This is a genomic window from Kitasatospora sp. NPDC094028 (assembly GCF_049543595.1).
Lineage (GTDB): Bacteria > Actinomycetota > Actinomycetes > Streptomycetales > Streptomycetaceae > Kitasatospora.
The window spans coordinates 227646-245995 of sequence record NZ_JBMVFA010000001.1 but is presented as its reverse complement, the minus strand read 5'-3'; the positions used below and the strand labels follow the sequence as shown (position 1 = coordinate 245995).

At 74.4% G+C, this 18350-nt stretch carries 16 protein-coding genes and 1 riboswitch; of the genes, 4 read left to right on the top strand and 12 right to left on the bottom strand.

All coding sequences use genetic code 11. The features are described from left to right. Nucleotides 1–9 precede the first annotated feature (9 nt). Both ACPC54_RS01075 and ACPC54_RS01070 read left to right on the top strand, forming a co-directional pair. Complete coding sequence (locus tag ACPC54_RS01075) at nucleotides 10–804, top strand: alpha/beta hydrolase (RefSeq protein WP_498959791.1); 795 nt, start codon at nucleotides 10–12, stop codon at nucleotides 802–804. Then, nucleotides 797–1609 carry a hypothetical protein gene (locus ACPC54_RS01070; RefSeq protein ID WP_498959789.1) on the top strand — a complete coding sequence of 271 codons (813 nt, stop codon included), beginning with the start codon at nucleotides 797–799 and terminating at the stop codon, nucleotides 1607–1609. Before ACPC54_RS01075 ends, ACPC54_RS01070 begins: the two co-directional genes overlap by 8 nt. On the opposite strand, the gene ACPC54_RS01065 is transcribed toward ACPC54_RS01070, so the two are convergent. From ACPC54_RS01065 to ACPC54_RS01045, 5 genes are all read right to left on the bottom strand, one after another. Continuing rightward, nucleotides 1606–2367 carry an endonuclease/exonuclease/phosphatase family protein gene (locus ACPC54_RS01065; RefSeq protein ID WP_498959787.1) on the bottom strand — a complete coding sequence of 254 codons (762 nt, stop codon included), beginning with the start codon at nucleotides 2365–2367 and terminating at the stop codon, nucleotides 1606–1608. The two genes, ACPC54_RS01070 and ACPC54_RS01065, sit on opposite strands and share 4 nt — an antisense overlap. 171 nt (nucleotides 2368–2538) lie before the next feature. Continuing rightward, the gene (locus ACPC54_RS01060; protein ID WP_498959785.1) at nucleotides 2539–3480 is read right to left on the bottom strand and encodes an ROK family glucokinase; all 942 of its coding nucleotides are present in this window, start codon (nucleotides 3478–3480) and stop codon (nucleotides 2539–2541) included. A 192-nt stretch (nucleotides 3481–3672) separates the two neighbouring features. Beyond that, nucleotides 3673–4107: a DUF5304 family protein gene (locus ACPC54_RS01055; protein ID WP_498959783.1), complete on the bottom strand. Its 435-nt coding sequence runs from the start codon at nucleotides 4105–4107 to the stop codon at nucleotides 3673–3675. Nucleotides 4108–4292: 185 nt separating this feature from the next. Beyond that, nucleotides 4293–5465 carry an ArsA family ATPase gene (locus tag ACPC54_RS01050; RefSeq protein WP_498959781.1) on the bottom strand — a complete coding sequence of 391 codons (1173 nt, stop codon included), beginning with the start codon at nucleotides 5463–5465 and terminating at the stop codon, nucleotides 4293–4295. Nucleotides 5466–5516: 51 nt separating this feature from the next. Next, complete coding sequence (locus ACPC54_RS01045) at nucleotides 5517–5966, bottom strand: SRPBCC family protein (protein ID WP_498959778.1); 450 nt, start codon at nucleotides 5964–5966, stop codon at nucleotides 5517–5519. Nucleotides 5967–6348: 382 nt separating this feature from the next. On the opposite strand from ACPC54_RS01045, the gene ACPC54_RS01040 reads away from it, so the two are divergent. Then, nucleotides 6349–8142 (top strand): AMP-dependent synthetase/ligase, encoded by a 1794-nt coding sequence (locus ACPC54_RS01040; protein WP_498959776.1) that lies wholly within the window; start codon nucleotides 6349–6351, stop codon nucleotides 8140–8142. 49 nt (nucleotides 8143–8191) lie between these two features. On the opposite strand, the gene ACPC54_RS01035 is transcribed toward ACPC54_RS01040, so the two are convergent. After that, complete coding sequence (locus ACPC54_RS01035; RefSeq protein WP_498959774.1) at nucleotides 8192–9328, bottom strand: glycosyltransferase family 4 protein; 1137 nt, start codon at nucleotides 9326–9328, stop codon at nucleotides 8192–8194. A 217-nt stretch (nucleotides 9329–9545) separates the two neighbouring features. On the opposite strand from ACPC54_RS01035, the gene ACPC54_RS01030 reads away from it, so the two are divergent. Beyond that, on the top strand, nucleotides 9546–10910 hold the full coding sequence (locus ACPC54_RS01030; protein ID WP_498959772.1) for a glycosyltransferase 87 family protein: 1365 nt from the start codon (nucleotides 9546–9548) through the stop codon (nucleotides 10908–10910). Between the two features lie 42 nt (nucleotides 10911–10952). Here ACPC54_RS01030 and ACPC54_RS01025 read toward each other — a convergent pair whose 3' ends face one another. The 6 genes from ACPC54_RS01025 to ACPC54_RS01000 all read right to left on the bottom strand — a co-directional run bounded on the left by ACPC54_RS01025 (nucleotide 10953) and on the right by ACPC54_RS01000 (nucleotide 18128). Further along, nucleotides 10953–11987 (bottom strand): hypothetical protein, encoded by a 1035-nt coding sequence (locus tag ACPC54_RS01025; RefSeq protein WP_498959770.1) that lies wholly within the window; start codon nucleotides 11985–11987, stop codon nucleotides 10953–10955. Nucleotides 11988–12160: 173 nt separating this feature from the next. Beyond that, complete coding sequence (locus ACPC54_RS01020) at nucleotides 12161–13207, bottom strand: C40 family peptidase (RefSeq protein ID WP_498959768.1); 1047 nt, start codon at nucleotides 13205–13207, stop codon at nucleotides 12161–12163. A gap of 225 nt (nucleotides 13208–13432) precedes the next feature. Beyond that, nucleotides 13433–14536 carry a C40 family peptidase gene (locus ACPC54_RS01015; protein WP_498959765.1) on the bottom strand — a complete coding sequence of 368 codons (1104 nt, stop codon included), beginning with the start codon at nucleotides 14534–14536 and terminating at the stop codon, nucleotides 13433–13435. A gap of 10 nt (nucleotides 14537–14546) precedes the next feature. Then, nucleotides 14547–14700: riboswitch (cyclic di-AMP (ydaO/yuaA leader) on the bottom strand. 354 nt (nucleotides 14701–15054) lie between these two features. Continuing rightward, nucleotides 15055–16092, bottom strand: a complete 1038-nt coding sequence (locus ACPC54_RS01010) for a C40 family peptidase (RefSeq protein WP_498959763.1) — start codon at nucleotides 16090–16092, stop codon at nucleotides 15055–15057. Nucleotides 16093–16291: 199 nt separating this feature from the next. Continuing rightward, entirely contained in the window at nucleotides 16292–17731 is a 1440-nt protein-coding gene (locus ACPC54_RS01005) for an NYN domain-containing protein (RefSeq protein ID WP_498960533.1), read from the bottom strand. 133 nt (nucleotides 17732–17864) lie between these two features. Continuing rightward, entirely contained in the window at nucleotides 17865–18128 is a 264-nt protein-coding gene (locus tag ACPC54_RS01000; RefSeq protein WP_498959761.1) for a hypothetical protein, read from the bottom strand. Between the last annotated feature and the right edge of the window lie 222 nt (nucleotides 18129–18350).

Here is an 18350-nt window from a genome sequence, read left to right as displayed (position 1 = left end):
AGCCCGCCCATGCCGCTGCTGCCCGGTGCCGAACCGTACCGCCACCGCGGCGGGCGCGTGGGGGTGCTGCTGTGCCACGGCTTCACCGGGTCGCCGGCCTCGCTGCGGCCGTGGGCCGAGGAACTGGCGGCGGCCGGCCTGACCGTCTCGGTGCCGCTGCTGCCCGGGCACGGCACCCGCTGGCAGGACCTGCAGCTGACCCGCTGGGAGGACTGGTACGCCGAGGTCGAGCGCGAGCTGCTGATCCTGGCCGGGGAGTGCGAGCAGGTCTTCGTCTGCGCGCTGTCGATGGGCGGCGCCCTGGCCCTACGGCTGGCGGCGCTGCACGGCCCGACGATCAGCGGGCTGGTGCTGGTCAACCCGTCGGTCCGCTCGGACACCCCCGCGAGTGTGCTGCTTCCGGTACTGCGCCACCTCGTCCCGAGCGTGCCCGGGATCTCGGACGACATCGCCGCACCGGGCGTGACCGAGCACGGCTACGACCGGACGCCGCTGCACGCCGCCTGGTCGCTGGCCCGGCTGTGGCGCGAGGTCCAGCGGCGGCTGCCGGAGGTGACCCGGCCGGTGCTGCTCCTGCACAGCCCGCAGGACCACGTGGTCTCCCCGGCCAACTCGGAACTGGTGCTCGCCCGGATATCCTCGACCGATGTGACGGAGCGGCTGTGCGAGCGCAGCTTCCACGTCGCGACGCTGGACCACGACGCGGCGGAAATATTCGCGGCGAGCCTGGACTTCATCCATCGGCTGGCCCCCGCGGACACGGCGGGCGTCACCCGGGTCGAATCGGACGATCACCATGGCTGAAGGGCCGGAAGTGCACGAGAGCAGCACGGCGGGCGGCGGGGACGAGGCACCTCGCGAGGACGGCGCGACCAACGGCGGCACGGCCCGGGGAGACGCGCCCTCGGGCGGTGCGCCTTCGGGCGGTGCGCCTTCGGGCGGTGCCGCCTCGAAGGACGTGCCCCCGGAGGACGCGGCCGCGGCAGACGCGCCCTCACCCGGCGCCGGGGCGGACGGCGGCACCACGCCCGCGCCCGCGGACAGCGGTCCCGCCGCCCCCGCCCGGCCCCGGCCGCACCGGACTCCCGAGCGCAGCCAGGCCGAGCAGGACGAGATCTTCGCCGCCCTGGTCGCCCAGTTCGACGACCCGGTCGACCTCAACAACCCGAACTGGCCCGAGATCGAGAACCTCCGCGCCCAGAACGAGCTGAAGGGCGGCTACAAGGACGGGGACCGCAAGGCCGACCCCGACGACCTCGCCGACCTCGCACCGCAGCCCCGCCCCCGCTCCGGCCGGCCGGTGCTCCCGGCGGCGAACTCGGGCCCGCGCGACTTCGAACTGGCCGAGGACGGCGACGACGACCACTTCGTCCCGCCGGAGCCCCCGCCGCTGCCGACCGGCGACGTCACCAGCCGGTTCGCCTGGCTGGCGGTGCTCGGCGGCCCGGCGCTGCTGCTGGTCGACGCGGTGGTCTGGCAGGAGGTCTCCGGCTGGCCGGCCTGGGTCGGCATCACCGCCTTCCTCGGCGGCTTCGTCACCCTGGTCGCCCGGATGAAGGACCGCGACGACGACGAGCCGGAGGACCCGAACCACGGCGCGGTGGTCTAGGACATCTCCCGCCCGCCGGCGGGCAGTTCGAGGACGGCGAGCACCGGCAGGTGGTCGGTGGCGGCCCGCAGGTCGGCCTCGGTGACACCGGGCAGCCCGTGCGGGACGCCGCAGCCGAGCACGGTGATCCCGGGCGTGGCGAACACCGCGTCGATCCGCTGGTACGGCCGCTCGGGCACCGAGGTGAACTCCCCGCCCCAGGGCGCGGTCGGGTGGCCGTCCTGCAGCCGGGAGGCCAGCAGCCGCCAACCCGGCCCGTCCGGGTGCTCGTTGAAGTCCCCTGCCACGATGCCGAGTTCGGCGATCCTGAGCTGGTCGAGCAGCAGCTCGAACTGCCCGTACCGCTCCTCCTGGTCCAGGCTGAGGTGGCAGCTGGTGACGGTGAACGGCGCTGTGCCGGGCAGCCGCAGCAGCGCGGTGGCGAAGCCCCGGGCGTGCAGGCCGCGGGTCTTGGGCAGCAGCCGGTCGTGGACGCCCAGCACCTGCACCGCGCCGGGGCGGCCGAGCAGCAGCGGCCCGGCGGCCGTCCGTCCGCCGCCGGCCAGGACGGCCGTCCCGGTGCTCCGGGCCAGCCAGGCCGCCTGGCCCTCCGGCCGCCAGTAGCGCGGCGACTCCTGGACGCAGACGAGGTCGGGCGCGCAGGCCCGGACCACCCGGGCCAGCGCCCGCCGGTCGTCGCGCAGCGAGCGGATGTTGTAGCTGAGCAGCCGCAACCGGCGCGGGCCGGACGGCGGCGGTTCGACGGGCGCGGCGGGCATGGTCCTCCCCAGGACGGTGTCGACTGCCTCCGACCGTAGTGCGACCCGGGCGGTTCCCGCCGGGCGTGCGACGGCGGCGGCGCGTCCGGGATTGGTCGGGGCCCGGTCGCACCGCCGCCGGCGGGCTGAGCTCCCCCGCGAGGCGGGGGGTGTGGGGAGGCTGGACGGCCGTCAGGTGCGGGCGAGGTCCGCCGCGCCGACGATGCCGGCCGCGGAGCCCATCGAGGCCAGCACGACCTCGGCGCGGGGGCGGTGCACGCCGCCGGTCAGGTAGTGCTCGAAGGCCTTGGCGACCGGGTCGAGCAGCAGCCGGCCGGAGTCGGAGACGCCGCCGCCGAGCACGAACACGGCCGGGTCGAACAGCGCGGCGAGGTCGGCCATGCCGCGGCCCAGCCAGTCGGCGAGCTCGCTGTAGCACTCCAGGGCGAGCGGGTCGCCGGCCTCGGCCGCCTCGGTGATGTGGATGCCGCGGATGGTCTCGGCGACGCCGTCGTTGAGCTCCAGCATCCGCTTGCCGAGCACCGGGTCGGCGGCGGCCTTCTCCCGGCCGTAGCGGCGCAGCGCCCGTCCGGAGCCGTACTGCTCCCAGCAGCCCTTGCCGCCGCAGCCGCACTGGAGGCCGTCCGGGACCATGTTGAGGTGGCCGATCTCGCCGGCCACGCCGAAGCGGCCGCGGTGCAGCCGCCCGTCCAGGACGATGCCGCCGCCGATGCCGGTGCCCACGGTGATCAGCACCATGTCCTGGTGCTCGGCGGCCGCGCCGAAGCGGAACTCGGCCCAGGCGGCGCAGTTGGCGTCGTTCTCGACGACGGTGTCCAGGCCGGTGAGCTCCTCGATCCGGCCGCGCAGCGGCTCGTTCTCCCAGTCGATGTTGGGGGCGAAGATCACCGTCGAGCGGTTGCTGTCGACGAAGCCGGGGGCACCGACGCCGACCGCGGCGACGCCGGGGTGCTGGTCCTTGAGCTCGCGCACGGCCTGCGCGATGGCGTCGACCGCCCACTGCGGGTCGGCCGGGGTGGGCACCCTGGTCCGGGCGAGGATCGTGCCCGCCTCGTCGACCACGCCTGCCGCGATCTTGGTCCCGCCGACATCGACGCCGATGGTCAGAGCCATGTGTGCCTCAGCTATTCACTCGTTCCCGCTGGACGGAACGGTACCGCCCAACCCTGCCCCCGTACACCTCCCCGCATACATTATCCGAAGACAATTTCCCGCCAGCGAGGCCGCGATCCTTTAAAAGTCGTATCAATTCGCCCGCTTCGTGACGCATGCGAGCGAGGCGATCACGCTTCGAAGGTTACGGATTCACTGCTTGGCGGAGGGCTCGTCAGGGGTGTCGAGGTCGATCTTCTCGGCGGGGGCGCCCGGATCGGCCGTCCAGCGGCCCTCGTGACCGGCCACGGCGGCGCGGTAGGCGGCCAGCAGCTCGGCGCCCGCGGCGACCAGCCCGGAGCCGGCGGCGGCGAGGTGGGAGTAGACCTCCGGCTGCTGGGTGCGCAGGCGGTCGGCCAGCCCGGAGAGGGTGATCAGGGTGTCGGCGCCGGCCGCCTGCGCCTTCTCGCCGACCGCGCCGGCGAAGCGGCGGACCTCGTCCACCAGCGGGCCCAGCTCCGGCCCGAACGGGCTGCCCGGCGCACCGCCCTCGCCACCCGGCCCGGCGGAGCCCTCGTCGACGGGCTCGGCCGCGGCCTCGTCGACGGGCGGCCCGGCGGGCTCGGTACGGTCGTCGGTGGTGGTCATCGCGGGCGCCTCCTCAGCCGTGGCCGCACCGCGCGGCCCCCGCCCCGACGCTACCCGAACGGCCACGGGCCCCCGGCCGGCCGGAACCGGGCCGCGAAGCCGTCGGCGCCCACTCGGCCGCCAGGGCCCGCGAAGCCGCCAGGGCCCGGTCAGCCGTCAGAGCCCGCGAAGCCGTCAGGGCCCGCTCAGCCGCGCGGCCAGAGCGCCGGGTCCGGCGCGAACCGCACCGCGAGCACCCCGTCGCCCAGCCCGGCCCCCGCCACCGTGCAGCGGCGCAGCGCCGAGGGCAGGGCGAGCACCCGGCGGTGCGTGCCGACCCCGACGACCAGTTCGTCGCCCCGGCGGACCAGGTCCAGCTCTGCCCGGTCGGCGCCGGGCAGGTCGAGGTGCCAGACCAGCAGGCCCTCCTCGGCGAGCCGGTCCTCCACCGGCCAGGGCTGCGGCTCCAGCCGCTCGGGCCCGTCCCCGTCGCCGTACAGCCGGTCGGCGACGGCCTCCAGGGTGGCCTCGGCCAGGCCGGTGACCAGCACGGGTGCGTCGGTCTCTGCGGCGAGCGCGGTCAGTTCCTCCGCCCGGCGGCGGGCCAGCCCGGCGAGCCACGGGTCGGGCGAGTCGACGGCGCCCTCGGGCAGCGCGCCGTGCACCACCACGGCGTCCGGCCGGTGCCCGTGCAGGGCGAGCCCGGCCCGGACCCGGCGCAGCTCCCGGAACGGGTGACCGTCCGCCGGCACGACGAGGCGGATGCTGGTGCCGGGGTCGGCGATCGCCGCGCGGGACTCGGCGAGCGCCGCGGCGGCCTTGCCGCGCCCCTCGTACAGCCACTCGGCGGGCATCGGGACGCCGGCCAGGCCGGCCAGCAACGGGCGCAGCGCCCGGGCGGCCTGCCGCTGTTCGGGAACGAGCCGGTCCAGGTAGCGGGTGAGCTGTTCGGGCAGGGCGAGGGTGGCGATGAGTTCGGCGGGCGGCGGGGCGAGCACCACCAGGACGTCGCCGTCGGCGGCCGGCAGGGCGCGCAGCAGGGCGAGCCGGGCGATACCGGGGAGGGCGGTCAGCTCCTCCGGGTCGAGCCGGTCGGCGCCGAGCAGGTCGAACAGCGGGGAGAGCCGGTCGGTCAGCTCGCCGACCGCGTAGCGGAAGGCGGCCTGCTCGTCGATCCGCGAGACGGTCAGCCCGGGTGCGTACGCGGCCGGTTCGGGTTCCAGACGGGTGCCGAGGGCGGCGTCGAGCGCGCGGTGCGGGTCGTCGGCGGCGAGCAGCCAGGTGCGGTGGCCGCGCCGGGCGGCGTGCAGGGCGGTGGCGGCGGCCACCGCGGGCGCGCCCGCGTCACCGCTGATCAGGATGGTGCGCTTCGCCGTCATGCCGTCCGGCCCCCGTCCCCGCTGCCGTGTCCCGTTCCCGTTCCTCCGCCGTCAGCCCTTGGCGGCGGTGTCCTCGACGCGCTTCTTCAGGCCGGCCAGCGCGCGGTCGATGATGACCTTCTCGGCCTTGCGCTTGATCATGCCCAGCATCGGGATCTTGACGTCCACGGCGAGCTGGTAGGTGACCTCGGTGCGGCCGCCGGCGACCGGGGCGAGGGTGTACGAGCCGTCCAGCGAGCGGAGCATCTGGCTGCGGACGAGGGTCCAGGCGCTCTCGCGGTCGCCGTCCCAGGTGTAGGCGAGGACGTGCTCGTCGCGGATGGCCCCGGCGTCGAGCAGCAGCCGGACCTCGGAGGCGCGGCCGTCCGGGCCGGTCGCCAGGACCTCGACCTCCTTGACCTCGCCGGTCCAGGCCGGGTACGCGGCGAAGTCGGCGATCACGGCCATGACCGTGGCCGGGGTCGCGTCGATGGTGATGCTCGACCTGGTGTGCTCCGCCATGGAATGACCCTCCGCGTCGTCCTTCTGCCTGCCGGTCCGGTCGAGCGCCCCGCTCGGGCCGGTCCGCCCGGAGCAGGCTACCGCGCCCGGGTGCGGCGCCCGACTGTCGGCCCTGGGGGCGCGGGCACGGACGGCGGTGCGGCAGCGGGGCGGCGGGGCCCGCCGGAGCCATGGCGGCAGCTCGGGCGCGGTGCCCGGCGCGGAACGCTACCGACCGGTCACCCCCCGTCTGTCGTAGGGTGCCATTCGAACGACCCGGTCGCGGCCTGGTCGAACCCGCCCGGATGTGACACTTCGAACACCGGACCCGACACCCTGGCCGTAGCCGCCTACCGGGCAGTAACGTCCTGCCGTCCCGCAGCGTCGCGAACGAGGAGCAGTCTTGCTCGACTTCAGCCTTCCGGCCCTCTACCAGGTACCGAGCGGCGGTAACCTCTCCGACCTCGTGCACCAGAACGCCGAGCGGCACCCGGACGTCGCCGTCCTCAGCCGCAAGGTGGACGGCCAGTGGCAGGAGCTGACCGCGGCCCAGTTCCTGGTCGAGGTGCACGCCGCGGCGAAGGGCCTGATCGCCTCCGGCGTCCGCCCGGGCGACCGCGTGGGCATCATGTCCCGGACGCGCTACGAGTGGACGCTGCTGGACTTCGCGATCTGGACGGCCGGGGCGATCGTCGTCCCGGTGTACGAGACCTCCTCCGCCGAGCAGGTGCAGTGGATCCTCGGTGACTCCGGCGCCGTCGCCGTGATCACCGAGACGGACCAGCACCGCAAGACCGTCGAGGACGTCCGCGACCGGCTGCCGGAGCTGAAGAACACCTGGCAGATCGAGCAGGGCGCGATCGGCGCGCTGGCCGAGGCCGGCCGCCAGGTCGCCGACACGACCGTCGCCGAGCGCCGGGCGATCGCCACCGCCGACTCGATCGCGACCATCGTCTACACCTCCGGCACCACCGGCCGCCCGAAGGGCTGTCAGCTGACGCACGGCAACTTCATGGCCGAGTGCGGCAACGTGGTGGAGCGGCTGGCCCCGCTGTTCCGCACCGGCGAGAGCTCGGTCCTGCTGTTCCTGCCGCTGGCCCACGTGCTCGGCCGGATCGCCGAGATCGCCCCGGCGATGGCGCCGATCAAGCTGGGCCACGTCTCCGACATCCGGGACGTCACCGCCGAGTTGGCCGCCTTCCGGCCGACCCTGATCCTCGGTGTGCCCAGAGTGTTCGAGAAGGTCTACAACACCGCCCGCGCCAAGGCCCAGGCGGACGGCAAGGGCAAGATCTTCGACAAGGCCGCCGAGACCGCGATCGCGTACAGCCGGGCGCTGGACGCCGGCGGCGCGGGCCTGGTCCTGCGGATCAAGCACGCGGTCTTCGACAAGCTGGTCTACAGCAAGCTGCGCGCGGCCCTCGGCGGCCGGGCCACCCACGCGATCTCCGGCGGCGCCCCGCTCGGCGAGCGGCTGGGCCACTTCTACCGGGGCATCGGCTTCACCGTCCTGGAGGGCTACGGCCTGACCGAGACCTGCGCGGCCACCACCTTCAACCCGTGGGACAAGCCGAAGATCGGCACGGTCGGCCAGCCCGTCCCCGGCTGCTCCGTCCGGGTCGGCGACGACGGCGAGGTCTTCTTCAAGGGCCCGCACGTCTTCACCGGCTACTGGAACAACCCGCAGGCCAGCGCCGACGCCCTCAAGGACGGCTGGATGGCCAGCGGCGACATCGGCTCGCTGGACTCCGAGGGCTACCTGACCATCACCGGCCGCAAGAAGGAGATCATCGTCACGGCCGGCGGCAAGAACGTCGCCCCGGCGGTGATCGAGGACCGCATCCGGGCGCACGCCCTGGTCGGCGAGGTCATGGTGGTCGGCGACCGCAAGCCGTTCGTCGCCTGCCTGATCACCGTCGACCCGGACTTCTTCCCCAAGTGGAAGGAGCTGAACGGCAAGCCCGCCGGCGCCACCGTCGCCGACCTCGCCGACGACCCGGACCTGCGGGCCGCGCTGCAGGCCGCCGTGGACGACGGCAACAAGGCGGTCTCGCACGCCGAGGCGGTCAAGAAGTTCCGTCTGCTGGACACCGAGTTCTCCGAGGAGAGCGGCCACCTGACGCCCTCGCTCAAGCTCAAGCGCAACCTGGTGCTGAAGGACTTCGCCGCCGACGTCGAGGCCATCTACCAGAAGTAGCCCGCCGTACGGAAAGGGCCCCGGACGCCGTCCGGGGCCCTTCGCCGCGTCAGCCCGCCAGCAGCGAGGTCAGCCGCCCGGCCAGCAGGTCCCAGCGCCAGGAGCGCTCCACCCAGCGCCGCCCGGCCTCGCCCATGCTCCGGCGCAGTTCCTCGTCCCGCAGCAGCCGGACGATCCGCTCCGCGGCCGCCGCGGCCGAGCCGCCGGGCACCACGTGCCCGGTCTCGCCCTCCAGCACGGCGTCGGGCGCGCCGCCGGAGTCCCCGGCGACCACCGGCAGGCCGGTCGCCGAGGCCTCCAGGTAGACGATCCCCAGGCCCTCCACGTCCAGCCCCCCGCGCCTGGTGCGGCAGGGCATCGCGAAGACGTCCCCGGCCCCGTAGTGGGCGGGCAGCTCCTCCCACGGCACCGAGCCGGTGAACCGCACCGCGGCCCGCACGCCCCGGGCGTCCGCCAGCTTCTCCAGGTCCGCCCGGTACGGGCCGCCGCCGACGATCAGCAGCACGGCGTCCGGCACGTCGGCGAGGATCTGCGGCATCGCCTCGATCAGGGTGTCCTGGCCCTTGCGCGGCACCAGCCGGGAGACGCAGACCACCACCGGCCGGTCGGCCAGGCCGAGCCGCCGGCGCACCTCGGCGCCGCCGGACCCGGGGTGGAAGGCCGTCTCGTCCACGCCGGGGGGCAGCTGCACCATCCGGGCCGCGGCCCGCGGCCCGACGGCGCCGGCGATCCGGGAGCGGGTGTACTCGCCGAGGTAGGTCAGCACGTCGGTGCCCGCGCCGATCCGGCGCAGCAGCTGCCGGGAGCCGGGCAGCTGGGCCCAGGCGGCCTCGTGCCCGTGCGTCATGCCGAGCAGCCGGCCGGCCCCGGCCCGGCGCAGCGCGGGGGCCATCAGGCCGAGCGGGGCGGCGGCGCCGAACCAGACCGAGTCGCACTTCTCGGCGCGCAGGATCTCGGCGGCCCGCCTGGTCACCCGCGGTGTGGGAACCATCACCTTCGTCCGGTCCCGGATCACCGGGAACGGCTGCTCGGCGTCGAAGCTCCGCACCTCGCTGCCGTCCCGCCAGGTGGAGGCGTAGACCACGACGCTCCCTGCGGGCTGACGGACGGCCATGTTGTGGACGAAGGCCTGGATGCCACCCGGGCGGGGCGGGAAGTCGTTGGTGACGATCAAGGTTCTGTGCATCGGGCCACGGCTCGCTCGGTAGGGGGTGCTCGGCGCACCGCTGGGTGATCCGTACGATAGGTCAACACCATGGCCCGCCGGGAACGGAACCGAACACGGCAACCGTTTGACCCCCGGGTCAGTCCTCATACCTAGGCAGTCGGCAAGGTGGCGCGGCCCGGGCGTCCGTCTGCACGACGCCTCCGGTGAGGACGCCCGAGACGAACGAGGGAGCGCAGTGGAATTGGCCCCGGCCACCGAGCCCGGTTCTTCGCGCGGCCGGCTCGGCCGCCCGCTCGGGGCGCTCGCCGCGCTCGGCGTGACCTGGCTGGCGACCAGGGCCGTGCTGCTCCTCGCGATGACCGGGGTGCTGAAGGCGCCGGGCGGCGACGTCAGCGCCGACGTCTTCGTGATTTACCACGCCTGGTACGTGGTGCTGCAGACCGGCACCTTCCCGTTCGACGACGTGACCTGGCAGTACCCGCCGGGCGCGGCCCTGGTGATCCTGCTGCCGGGCCTGCTGCCCTGGTCGTACCTGGTGTCGTTCTGGGTGATCTGCGGGATCACCGACGCCGTCGCGGCGGTGCTGCTGGTGCGCACCGGCCTGCGCAAGGGCCGGGCGCTGACCGGCGCCTGGATGTGGGTGGTGGCCGTCCCGCTGCTCGGCCCGATGATCTACAACCGCTTCGACCTGATCGTCACCGCGGTCGCGCTGGCCGGGCTGCTGGCGCTGGTGCGCCGCCCGGCGGTCGGCGGGCTGCTGCTGGGCCTGGGCGGCATCGTCAAGCTCTGGCCGCTGATCGGCCTGATCGGCACGCCGTCCGGCCGCCGCACCCGCCGCTCCTGGACGCTGGCGGCGGCCACCGCCGTCTCGGTGGGCTTCCTGCTGGCGGCCGGCATGAACGGCGCCTTCGGCTTCCTGGCGTTCCAGAAGGACCGCGGCATCGAGGTCGAGTCGGTCGGCGCGCTGCCGCTGCACATCGCCCGGATCGCCGGCGGCTGGGACGGCCGGGTGACCATGAACTACGGCTCCCCCGAGATGCTCGGGCCGTGGGTCAGCGTGATCAGCAAGGTGATGCTGGCCGGCACCGTGCTGGGCTTCGGCTGGCTGCTGCTCTGGCGCTTCACCGCCAAGCGCCGCAACGCGGCCACCATGTACGACGCGGCGCTGTGCGCGCTGCTGATCTTCGTCGTGACCAGCCGGGTGATCAGCCCGCAGTACCTGGTGTGGCTGGTCGGCGTGGCGGCGGTCTGCCTGACGGTGCGCGGCAGCAGCCAGCGGCCGGTGGCGCTGCTGATCCTGCTGGCCTGCCCGCTGACCCTGCTCGAATTCCCGACCATGTTCACCCAGGTGCTGGCCAGCGACCCGCTGGCGATCGCCCTGCTCGGCTCCCGCAACCTGCTGCTGCTGGCCGCCGCGATCCTCTCCGGCGTCCGGCTGTGGCGGGCCACCCGCGGCCCGGCGCAGCTGCCGGCCACGGTGGTGCTGGCCCCGCCCGAGCCGGTGCCGGCCGGCTACCCGGTGCGCCCGGGGATCGCGTACGAGCAGGACCTGCTCGACGGCATCGACCACCCGGGCACCGCTCCGGCGAAGCGGCGCTGACGGCCTGGGCGCTGATGGTCTGGGCGCTGACGGTCCGGGCGTTCAACGCCCCAGCGCCGCCACCTCGTCCAGCCAGAGCCGGGTGAACTCGGCCAGCCCGATGCCCAGTTCGGCGCGCAGCAGCCGGTCGGTACGGCGCTCGCGGTCCTCGCCGGCGCCGTCGTCCGCGCCGACCGCCCGGTAGAAGGCGACCAGCCGCTGCGGCCCGTACCGGCGGCCGATCAGCTCGCAGGCGAGCCAGGACTGCTCGTACGCCTGGGCGATGCCCTCGGCGCCAGCCGCGAAGTCCCGGTCGGCGGGCAGCGCGGCGGGCAGCTTCCCGGCGGCGACGTCCCGGGCCAGTTCGGGGGCGATCTGCTGCGGGGTGCGGCCGGAGTCCCGGTAGGCCGTCCAGTCGGCGACGCCCTCGGAGAGCCACAGCGGCGTCCAGGCGCGGGTGTCGGCCCTGGTCGCGACGTGGGTGGTCTCGTGGGTGAGGACGACCTGCCGGCCGAAGTCGCTGAGCTTGCGGTACGCCTCCGGGTTGACCAGCACCCGGTCCGCCGGGGTGTGCCAGGGCGCGCCGGGGGCGGCCACGGTGACCGCCGCCATGCCCGTCCAGCCGGCCGGGTCGGCCTCCAGCAGCCGGGCGAACTGCGCTTCGGTGGCGGGCAGTTCGAGCAGCAGCCGGCCCGGCCAGGCCGCGCCCCAGAGCTCGCCGACGGCCGGCACCGCGCGGTCCCCCAGCGCGGCCAGGGCGGCGAGGGTCGGCCCGTCCGCGAGGCCCAGCACCAGGCAGTGCGCGCCGGCCGCGGCCGAGGCGGCGCCGAGGTCCCACAGTGCCGGGGGCCCGCTCGTGCTCTCCTCGTGCTCGACCTGCCAGTCGTCCCCCGCCCGGACCAGCTCGATCCGGCGCGGGTACACCACGGGGTACTCGTCGTAGCCGGTGACCCGGACGGCCAGGTCGGCGGCGGCGGTCAGCCGGTCCGCGCCGGGCGCCGCCGGGGGCAGCACCAGGTTGCGGTAGGCCGCACCGGTCAGCGGCACCCCGGCCAGGCCGGGCAGGGCCGCCGCGCGCGCCGCCAGCAGCGCCGTCACCCGGGCCCGCAGGTCGGCCGCGGGCCGGGCGGGCGGGGCCGGGGCGGCCGGGGGCAGGGACAGCTGGGCCAGCCCGCCGGCCGCGAGCAGCAGCGCGCCGCGCCGGGACAGCGTGCGGTGGGTCCGGGCTCCGGCTATCGGGAGGCGGCCGCCCGGGTCGGAGGTCGCCGCTCTCAGAGCCGGACCACCCCCGAGACCGGCATGGCGTTGACGCTCTCGTAGCGGACCTTGGCGCCCGGGTAGGGGGCGTGCACGATCACCCCGCCGCCGGCGTACATGCCGACGTGGTGCATGTCCCGGTAGAAGATCACCAGGTCTCCCGGCCGCGCTTCGGAGAGGCTGATCCGCTGCCCGGCGGACGCCTGGGCCTGCGAAGTGCGCGGCAGGGTCACTCCGGCCTGCCGCCAGCTGTAGTACATCAGACCGGAGCAGTCGAACGCACGGGGCCCGGTGGAGCCGTACACGTACGGCGAGCCGATCATCCGCACCGCGGCGGCCAGCGCGGCGGCCCCGCGCTCGGAGGCGGGCGGGGCGGTGCCGAGGTCCAGCCGGTCGGTGCCGCGGGTGGCGCGCTGCTCGGCGTCCCGGGCGTCCTGGGCGGTCATCCTGGCCCGTTCGGCCGCACCCAGGCTGTTGAGCAGCTTCTGCGCCTTGGCGAGCCGTTGCTGGATCTGCTGCTTGCTGTCGGCCAGGGTGCGCCGGGACTCCTCCAGCGCGGCCAGCTTGCCGCCGGCCTCGGTGCGGCGCTGGTCGAGCCCGCGCTGACGGGTGACCAGCTCGTGCAGGGTCTCCTGCTGGCGGGTGGCGGCCTGGCCGAGCGTGCGGGCCCGGGAGAGGTAGCCCTCCGGGTCGCTGGAGAGCATCAGCTGGGCGGTCTGCGCCAGGCCGCCGCCGCGGTACTCGGCGCCGGCCACGGTGGCGAGGTCGCCGCGCAGCTGGTTGAGCTGGTCCTGGGCGGTGGCGATCTCGCTCTGCAGGATCGTGGTCTCGCCCTGGAGCCGCCGCTGGGCGTCCTGCGCCGCGTTGTACTTCTCGGACGCCTGCTCGGCCTCGTCGTACAGCCGCTCCACCTGCACCTTGACGTCCTTGCGGTCGGGCGCGTCCGGGCCGCCGGGGGCGGCCTGCGCGGAGCCGGCGGTCGCCACCCCGAGGGCGGTGGTGGCGGCCGCGGTCAGCACCAGCGCGCGGGCGAGCAGTTGGGAACGGCGATGCACGGGCATGGCGGCGGCGGCTCCAATCCTGCGGCGCGGCCCCGCCGCCGCACCGGAACGGGCGGCTCTGGAGCGGGGGTCCGGTGGCAGACGTTAGCGAGTCCGGGCAATCGAGTCCAAACCCCCACCGGTCCGAATATTCGCCCCCTAATCGGACATCAGGACGAGCCGCCGGCAAAGCCGCAGGCCCGGCCTCCCCTGGGGAAGACCGGGCCTGACGGAGGCTGCGCGGGATCAGACCCGCACGATGGAGGAGAGCGGCATGTTGGAGACCGCCTCGTAGCGCACCACGGCGCCCGGCTTCGGCGCGTGCAGCACCTGGCCGTTGCCGGCGTAGATGCCGACGTGGTGGGCGTCGCCGAAGAAGATCAGCAGGTCGCCCGGCTGGGCCTGGGACAGGTCGGAGCCGATCCGGGTGCCGGCGCCGGCCTGCTCCTGCGAGGTGCGCGGCAGCGAGACGCCGGCCTGGTTGAAGGCCCACTGCATCAGGCCGGAGCAGTCGAACGAGCCCGGGCCGGTGGCGCCGTAGACGTACGGGCTGCCGAGCTTGGAGGCGGCGTACTGGAGCGCCGCGGCACCGTGCGAGCTGCCGGGGGCGATCACGGGGGCCGGGGCGGAGAGGTCGCTGCGGCTGCTGTCGCGCGAGGCGCGGTCGGGGGTCGACTGCGCGGGCTTGGCGGCGTCCGCCTTGGCCTTGGCGTCGGCGGCGGCCTTCGCCTCGGCGGCGGCCAGCTGCTGGCGCTCCTGCTCGGTCAGCGTGTTGAGCAGGTCCTGGGCCGCCTTGAGCTTGCCCTGGACCTCCTCCTTGTCCGACTTGAGCTGCTTGGTGGTGGACTCCAGCTCGTTGAGCTTGCCCTGGGCCTCGTTGCGGTCCTGGTCGAGCTTGCGCTGCTGGTCCTGGAGTTCCTTCAGCTGGTTCTTCTGGGTGCCGCCGACCTGGTTCAGGGTGCCGGCCTGGCTGAGGAAGGTGTCCGGGCTGGAGTTGAACATCAGCTGGACGGTGGGCGATATGCCGCCGTTGCGGTACTGCTCGCCGGCGATCTCGGCGAGGCCGCCCTGCAGGTCGGTGACCTGGCCCTGCTGCCGCGCGATCTTGTCCTGCAGGCCGGAGACCTGCTTCTGCAGCTCCTGCTGCTTCTCCTGCGAGGCGTTGTACTTCTCGGTCGCCTGCTCGGCCTGCTCGTTGAGCTTGTCGACCTGCTCCTTGACCTGGTCCTTGGTCGGCTGCGGGTCGGCGTGCGCGCCCTGTGCGGACAGGGCGACGGCAGCGGCGGCGACGCCGGTCAGGATCGAGACGCGGGCGCGGCCGGCGGGCTTGGGACGACGATGGGACGCCACGAAGGCGGGCTCCTTCTTCCTACGTCCGCCTACCGGGTGAGCTGACGGGTTCGGGCCGGAAGCATGCCCTACGACGCCTCACGGCCGTTCCATCGGCCGACCTGGCGCCGATTCACCCCGGAGGAACGTGGTTCCCCGGCTCCGCTCCACAGCGCCCCCGACCACTGGGCTCCCCTGTCGGGCAGTCGCTTCGACCTGCCCCGCTGTCTCGCGAACTCGACGGAAACCACCGCCGCCACCCAGGCTGGGTGATCGACAGTGCGGTGGTTCGGGTCATGACCCTAGTAACTGGACCGTGATCCGTTCAAATCCTTGTCAGAAAAAAGACGTAAGAATGCCGAAGTTCTTCTGTGAAAATGACCGAAGGTGATCACGTCCACACGCATAGCTGATCGGATTTCACGAATCGGCCAGCCGGGCGGTCACAGCCGAACGCCACCCCCCGGAACGAGGGGTGGCGGGTGTCACAAGCGTTCGGAGCGGCCCTGCGGCCTGCCGGTCCGTCGGCCCCGCGGGCGTCAGACCCGGCGGATGGTGTTGATCGGCATCGCGTCGGCCTTCATCACCTTCACCACGTCACCGGTGTGCGGCGCGTGCACCACCATGCCGTTGCCGATGTACATCCCGACGTGGTGCCGGTCGCTGCCGTAGACCACCAGGTCGCCCGGCTGGGCCTGGTCCAGCGAGGGCACCCGGGTGCCGACGTTGCCCTGCTCCTGCGAGGTGCGCGGCAGCGAGACGCCGGCCTGGCCGTACGCCCAGACCATCAGGCCCGAGCAGTCGAAGGTGCTCGGCCCGGTGGAGCCCCACTGGTACGGCGAGCCCTGCTTGCTCATCGCCTTGGCCACCGCGACGCCCGCGTAGCCGCTCGCCTGCGGCAGCGGGCCGATGTCCGGGCGGTCGGAGCCGCGCGAGGCCCGGTCCACCTGAGCCTGCTGGGCCTTCAGCGCGGCACGGTCGGCGGCGCTGAGCGAGTTCATCAGGTCCTGCGCGGCCTTCAGCTTCTGGTTGACGTCCGCCTTGGCCTGGTTCAGGTCCTTGGTCGTGGAGTCGAGCGAGGCCAGCACCGCGGCCGCCTCGGTCTTCTGCTGGTCCAGCCGGCGCTGCTGGTCCAGCAGCCCCTTGAGCGCCTCGGCCTGACTGTTGCTGGCCTGCTGGACGCTGGACGCCTTCTGCAGGTAGCCGCTCGGGTCGGAGGAGAGCATCAGCTGGACGGACGGGTCGATGCCGCCGGTGCGGTACTGCTCTCCGGCCACCTCGGCCAGACCCGACTTCAGCTGGGTCATCTGGTCCTGGCTGCGCGCCACCTGGTCCTGCAGCTGGTCCGACTGCTTGCGCAGCTGGTCGGCCCGCTCCTTGGCGCCGTTGTACTTCTCGGCGGCCTGCTCCTGCTCGGTCTGGAGCTGGTCGATCTGCTCCTTGACCTGGTCCTTGCTGGGCTGGGGCGCGGCGTGCGCGCCCACCTGGGCCGAGAGGGCGACCGCGGTCGCAGCGGCAGCGGTGAGCACGGAGACCCGTGCGCGACTCGGCTGCTTCGGACGGCGGTGGGAGGCCAAGAGACCGGCTCCTTCTTCCATCGGACTCACCTGTACGAGTGAGAATCCGGAAAATAGGTTTGACGCCAGACCCTAGTGAAGATCTCTGCGTTTCGCCAACCCCCCAATGGCGTGAAACCGGCCTCCGACGCTGACTTCACCAGATCCGCACATGACCGCCATCCGGGCGCTGACCAGGCATCACGCCCTCCGGCCCGGGTCAGGGCCGGGCCAGCCGGTTCAGCAGCAGCACCGAGGCCACCGGGCGCGCGCCCGCCTTCCGCACGCCCTCCGCGACCTCCCGATCGGTGGACACCACCACGACCGGACGGCCCTGCGGCTCGGCCCGCACCAGACGGCGGATCAGCTCGTCGGCCGTCTCCCCGGTCCGGCTGAACCGCACCCGCACCCCGCGCGGCGGCGCCATGATCACCGGAACGTCCAGGTCCTGGCCGTCGAACACACAGGTGACCTCCGCCTGGGTGCGCTGCGCCAGCATCGCCAGCCCGCCCAGCAGCCGGATCCGCTGCTGCTCCAGCGGCAGCGTCGGATAGCCGGTCTTGGTCACGTTGTAGCCGTCCACCACCAGGTGCACCTGCGGGATCGCCAGCAGCTGGTCCAGCAGCGCCGGATCGTCGTCCGCCAGACCCCGCCTGGCCACGTCGTGCGGCGAGGCCGCCCCCGGCACCACCGCCTCCACCAGATCCGCCGGGCGGATCTGCGAGACCGGCAGCGCCAGCTCCCGCTGCAGCCCCTGCGCCGACTGCAGCACCGTGTCCAGCAGCAGCCGCAGCCGCATGTCCTCCACGCTGCGCCCCTCGCGGGCCGAACGGCGGCCCTGCTCGGCGGCGTTCTCCAGCTCCGAGACCCGGTGCCGCAGCCGCCGCGCCTCGCTCTCCGCGGTGCCGCGCTCGGCCGCCGCCTGGGCCTTCACGGACTCCAGCTCCCCCGCCAGCCGGCGCGCCTCGGCCTGCGCCCGGCGGGTGTCGCTCTCCAGCGACCGCACCTTCTTGCGCAGCGACTCGGCCTCCCGCCGGACCTCCTCGGACTCCGCGCGCTGGCGGTCCAGGTCCGCGCGGGCGGTGGCCCGCAGCTCGGCCAGCTCGGCCTGCAGCTTCTCCAGCAGCCGCGCGGACTCCGCGGCCGCACCCTCGGCCCCGGCCCGCTCGGCCTCCTCGCCCGCCTCCGCGACCAGCCGGCTCCACCCGGCCGAACGCACCAGGTAGGCGGCGGCCGCGACGTCCATCGGGTCGGCGGCGCCCGGCACGGTGCCCGACTCCAGCGCCTTCACCAGGTCCGGCTGGCCGAGCCGCAGCCGCTCCGCTATCCGCACCCGGAAGGCCGGCTCCGACTCCAGCGCCGCCGCCAGGGCCGTCGCCGCGTACTTGGCCCGCCGCGCGGGGGTGAACTTCGCGTACTGGCGCAGGCTCTGCGGCAGTTCGGCCGCCGGCAGCCCGCCGAGCGCGTCCGAGGCCAGCCCGACCACGCGCCGGCGCACCCCTTCGGGCAGCGGCCGGTCGAGCTTCTCGACCGCCCGCTCCGCCGCCGCGCCGGTCTCCCCGGCCACCTCCGCCGCCCCGGGCCCCTCGGCCGTGCCGGACGCCCCGGGCGCCCCGGACTCGGACGCGGCCGGCTCGACGGGCTCCTTCGCTGCGTCCACCACGTCCTCGGCTCCGATCCTGCTCCAGCGGGGCACGGCCGCGGCCGCCCCTGTCGTCACGCTCCGTGCGTCTTGTCTGTATTGTCCCGTGCGGTGGACGGGCGCGCCCGCACCGCCCACCGCACCCCCGGCATCAGCCCTGCTCGGCGGGGGTCTCCACGCTCTCGGCCCCCGGGCGGGCCACCAGCTCGACCTGGTCCACCGCGTTGCACCAGCGGCAGCGCACCGACTCGATCGTCTCGCTCAGCACCTGGGTCTCCTCGACCTTGGATTCGCCGGCCAGGTCGAAGTGGAGGAACTCGGTCACCCGCGCGGTGCGGGTCACGTCGAAGCGGGTGAGGTTGCCGCACAGCGTGCAGCGCCAGCGCGTCTCTGCGGTCAGGGCGGGGACGGTCATCGGGGGTCCTCTCGGGTGGTCCCTGGGTGGGCCAGGCGCTCCCCCCGGAGCCCCGGCGTCGGCGGCGGGAGGCGGGAATGCCCGCCCCAAGCCTATTGCCTGGGGCAACCGCCCCGGCCACCAGTTCAGCGAAGCCGCCGCCCAGGGCGCGTCTTGTGGATCTTGTCGGATCAGGCCGCGGCGTTGGGGTGCGTGCATCGCAAGGCGGAGGAGGGAGCCACT

Excerpts from the sequence above, each read along its gene's own strand:
- ACPC54_RS01075 (WP_498959791.1), top strand. The coding sequence starts at position 10 with ATGCCGCTGCTGCCCGGTGCCGAACCGTACCGCCACCGCGGCGGGCGC.
- ACPC54_RS01070 (WP_498959789.1), top strand. The coding sequence starts at position 797 with ATGGCTGAAGGGCCGGAAGTGCACGAGAGCAGCACGGCGGGCGGCGGG.
- ACPC54_RS01065 (WP_498959787.1), bottom strand. The coding sequence starts at position 2,367 with ATGCCCGCCGCGCCCGTCGAACCGCCGCCGTCCGGCCCGCGCCGGTTG.
- ACPC54_RS01060 (WP_498959785.1), bottom strand. The coding sequence starts at position 3,480 with ATGGCTCTGACCATCGGCGTCGATGTCGGCGGGACCAAGATCGCGGCA.
- ACPC54_RS01055 (WP_498959783.1), bottom strand. The coding sequence starts at position 4,107 with ATGACCACCACCGACGACCGTACCGAGCCCGCCGGGCCGCCCGTCGAC.
- ACPC54_RS01050 (WP_498959781.1), bottom strand. The coding sequence starts at position 5,465 with ATGACGGCGAAGCGCACCATCCTGATCAGCGGTGACGCGGGCGCGCCC.
- ACPC54_RS01045 (WP_498959778.1), bottom strand. The coding sequence starts at position 5,966 with ATGGCGGAGCACACCAGGTCGAGCATCACCATCGACGCGACCCCGGCC.
- ACPC54_RS01035 (WP_498959774.1), bottom strand. The coding sequence starts at position 9,328 with ATGCACAGAACCTTGATCGTCACCAACGACTTCCCGCCCCGCCCGGGT.
- ACPC54_RS01020 (WP_498959768.1), bottom strand. The coding sequence starts at position 13,207 with ATGCCCGTGCATCGCCGTTCCCAACTGCTCGCCCGCGCGCTGGTGCTG.
- ACPC54_RS01000 (WP_498959761.1), bottom strand. The coding sequence starts at position 18,128 with ATGACCGTCCCCGCCCTGACCGCAGAGACGCGCTGGCGCTGCACGCTG.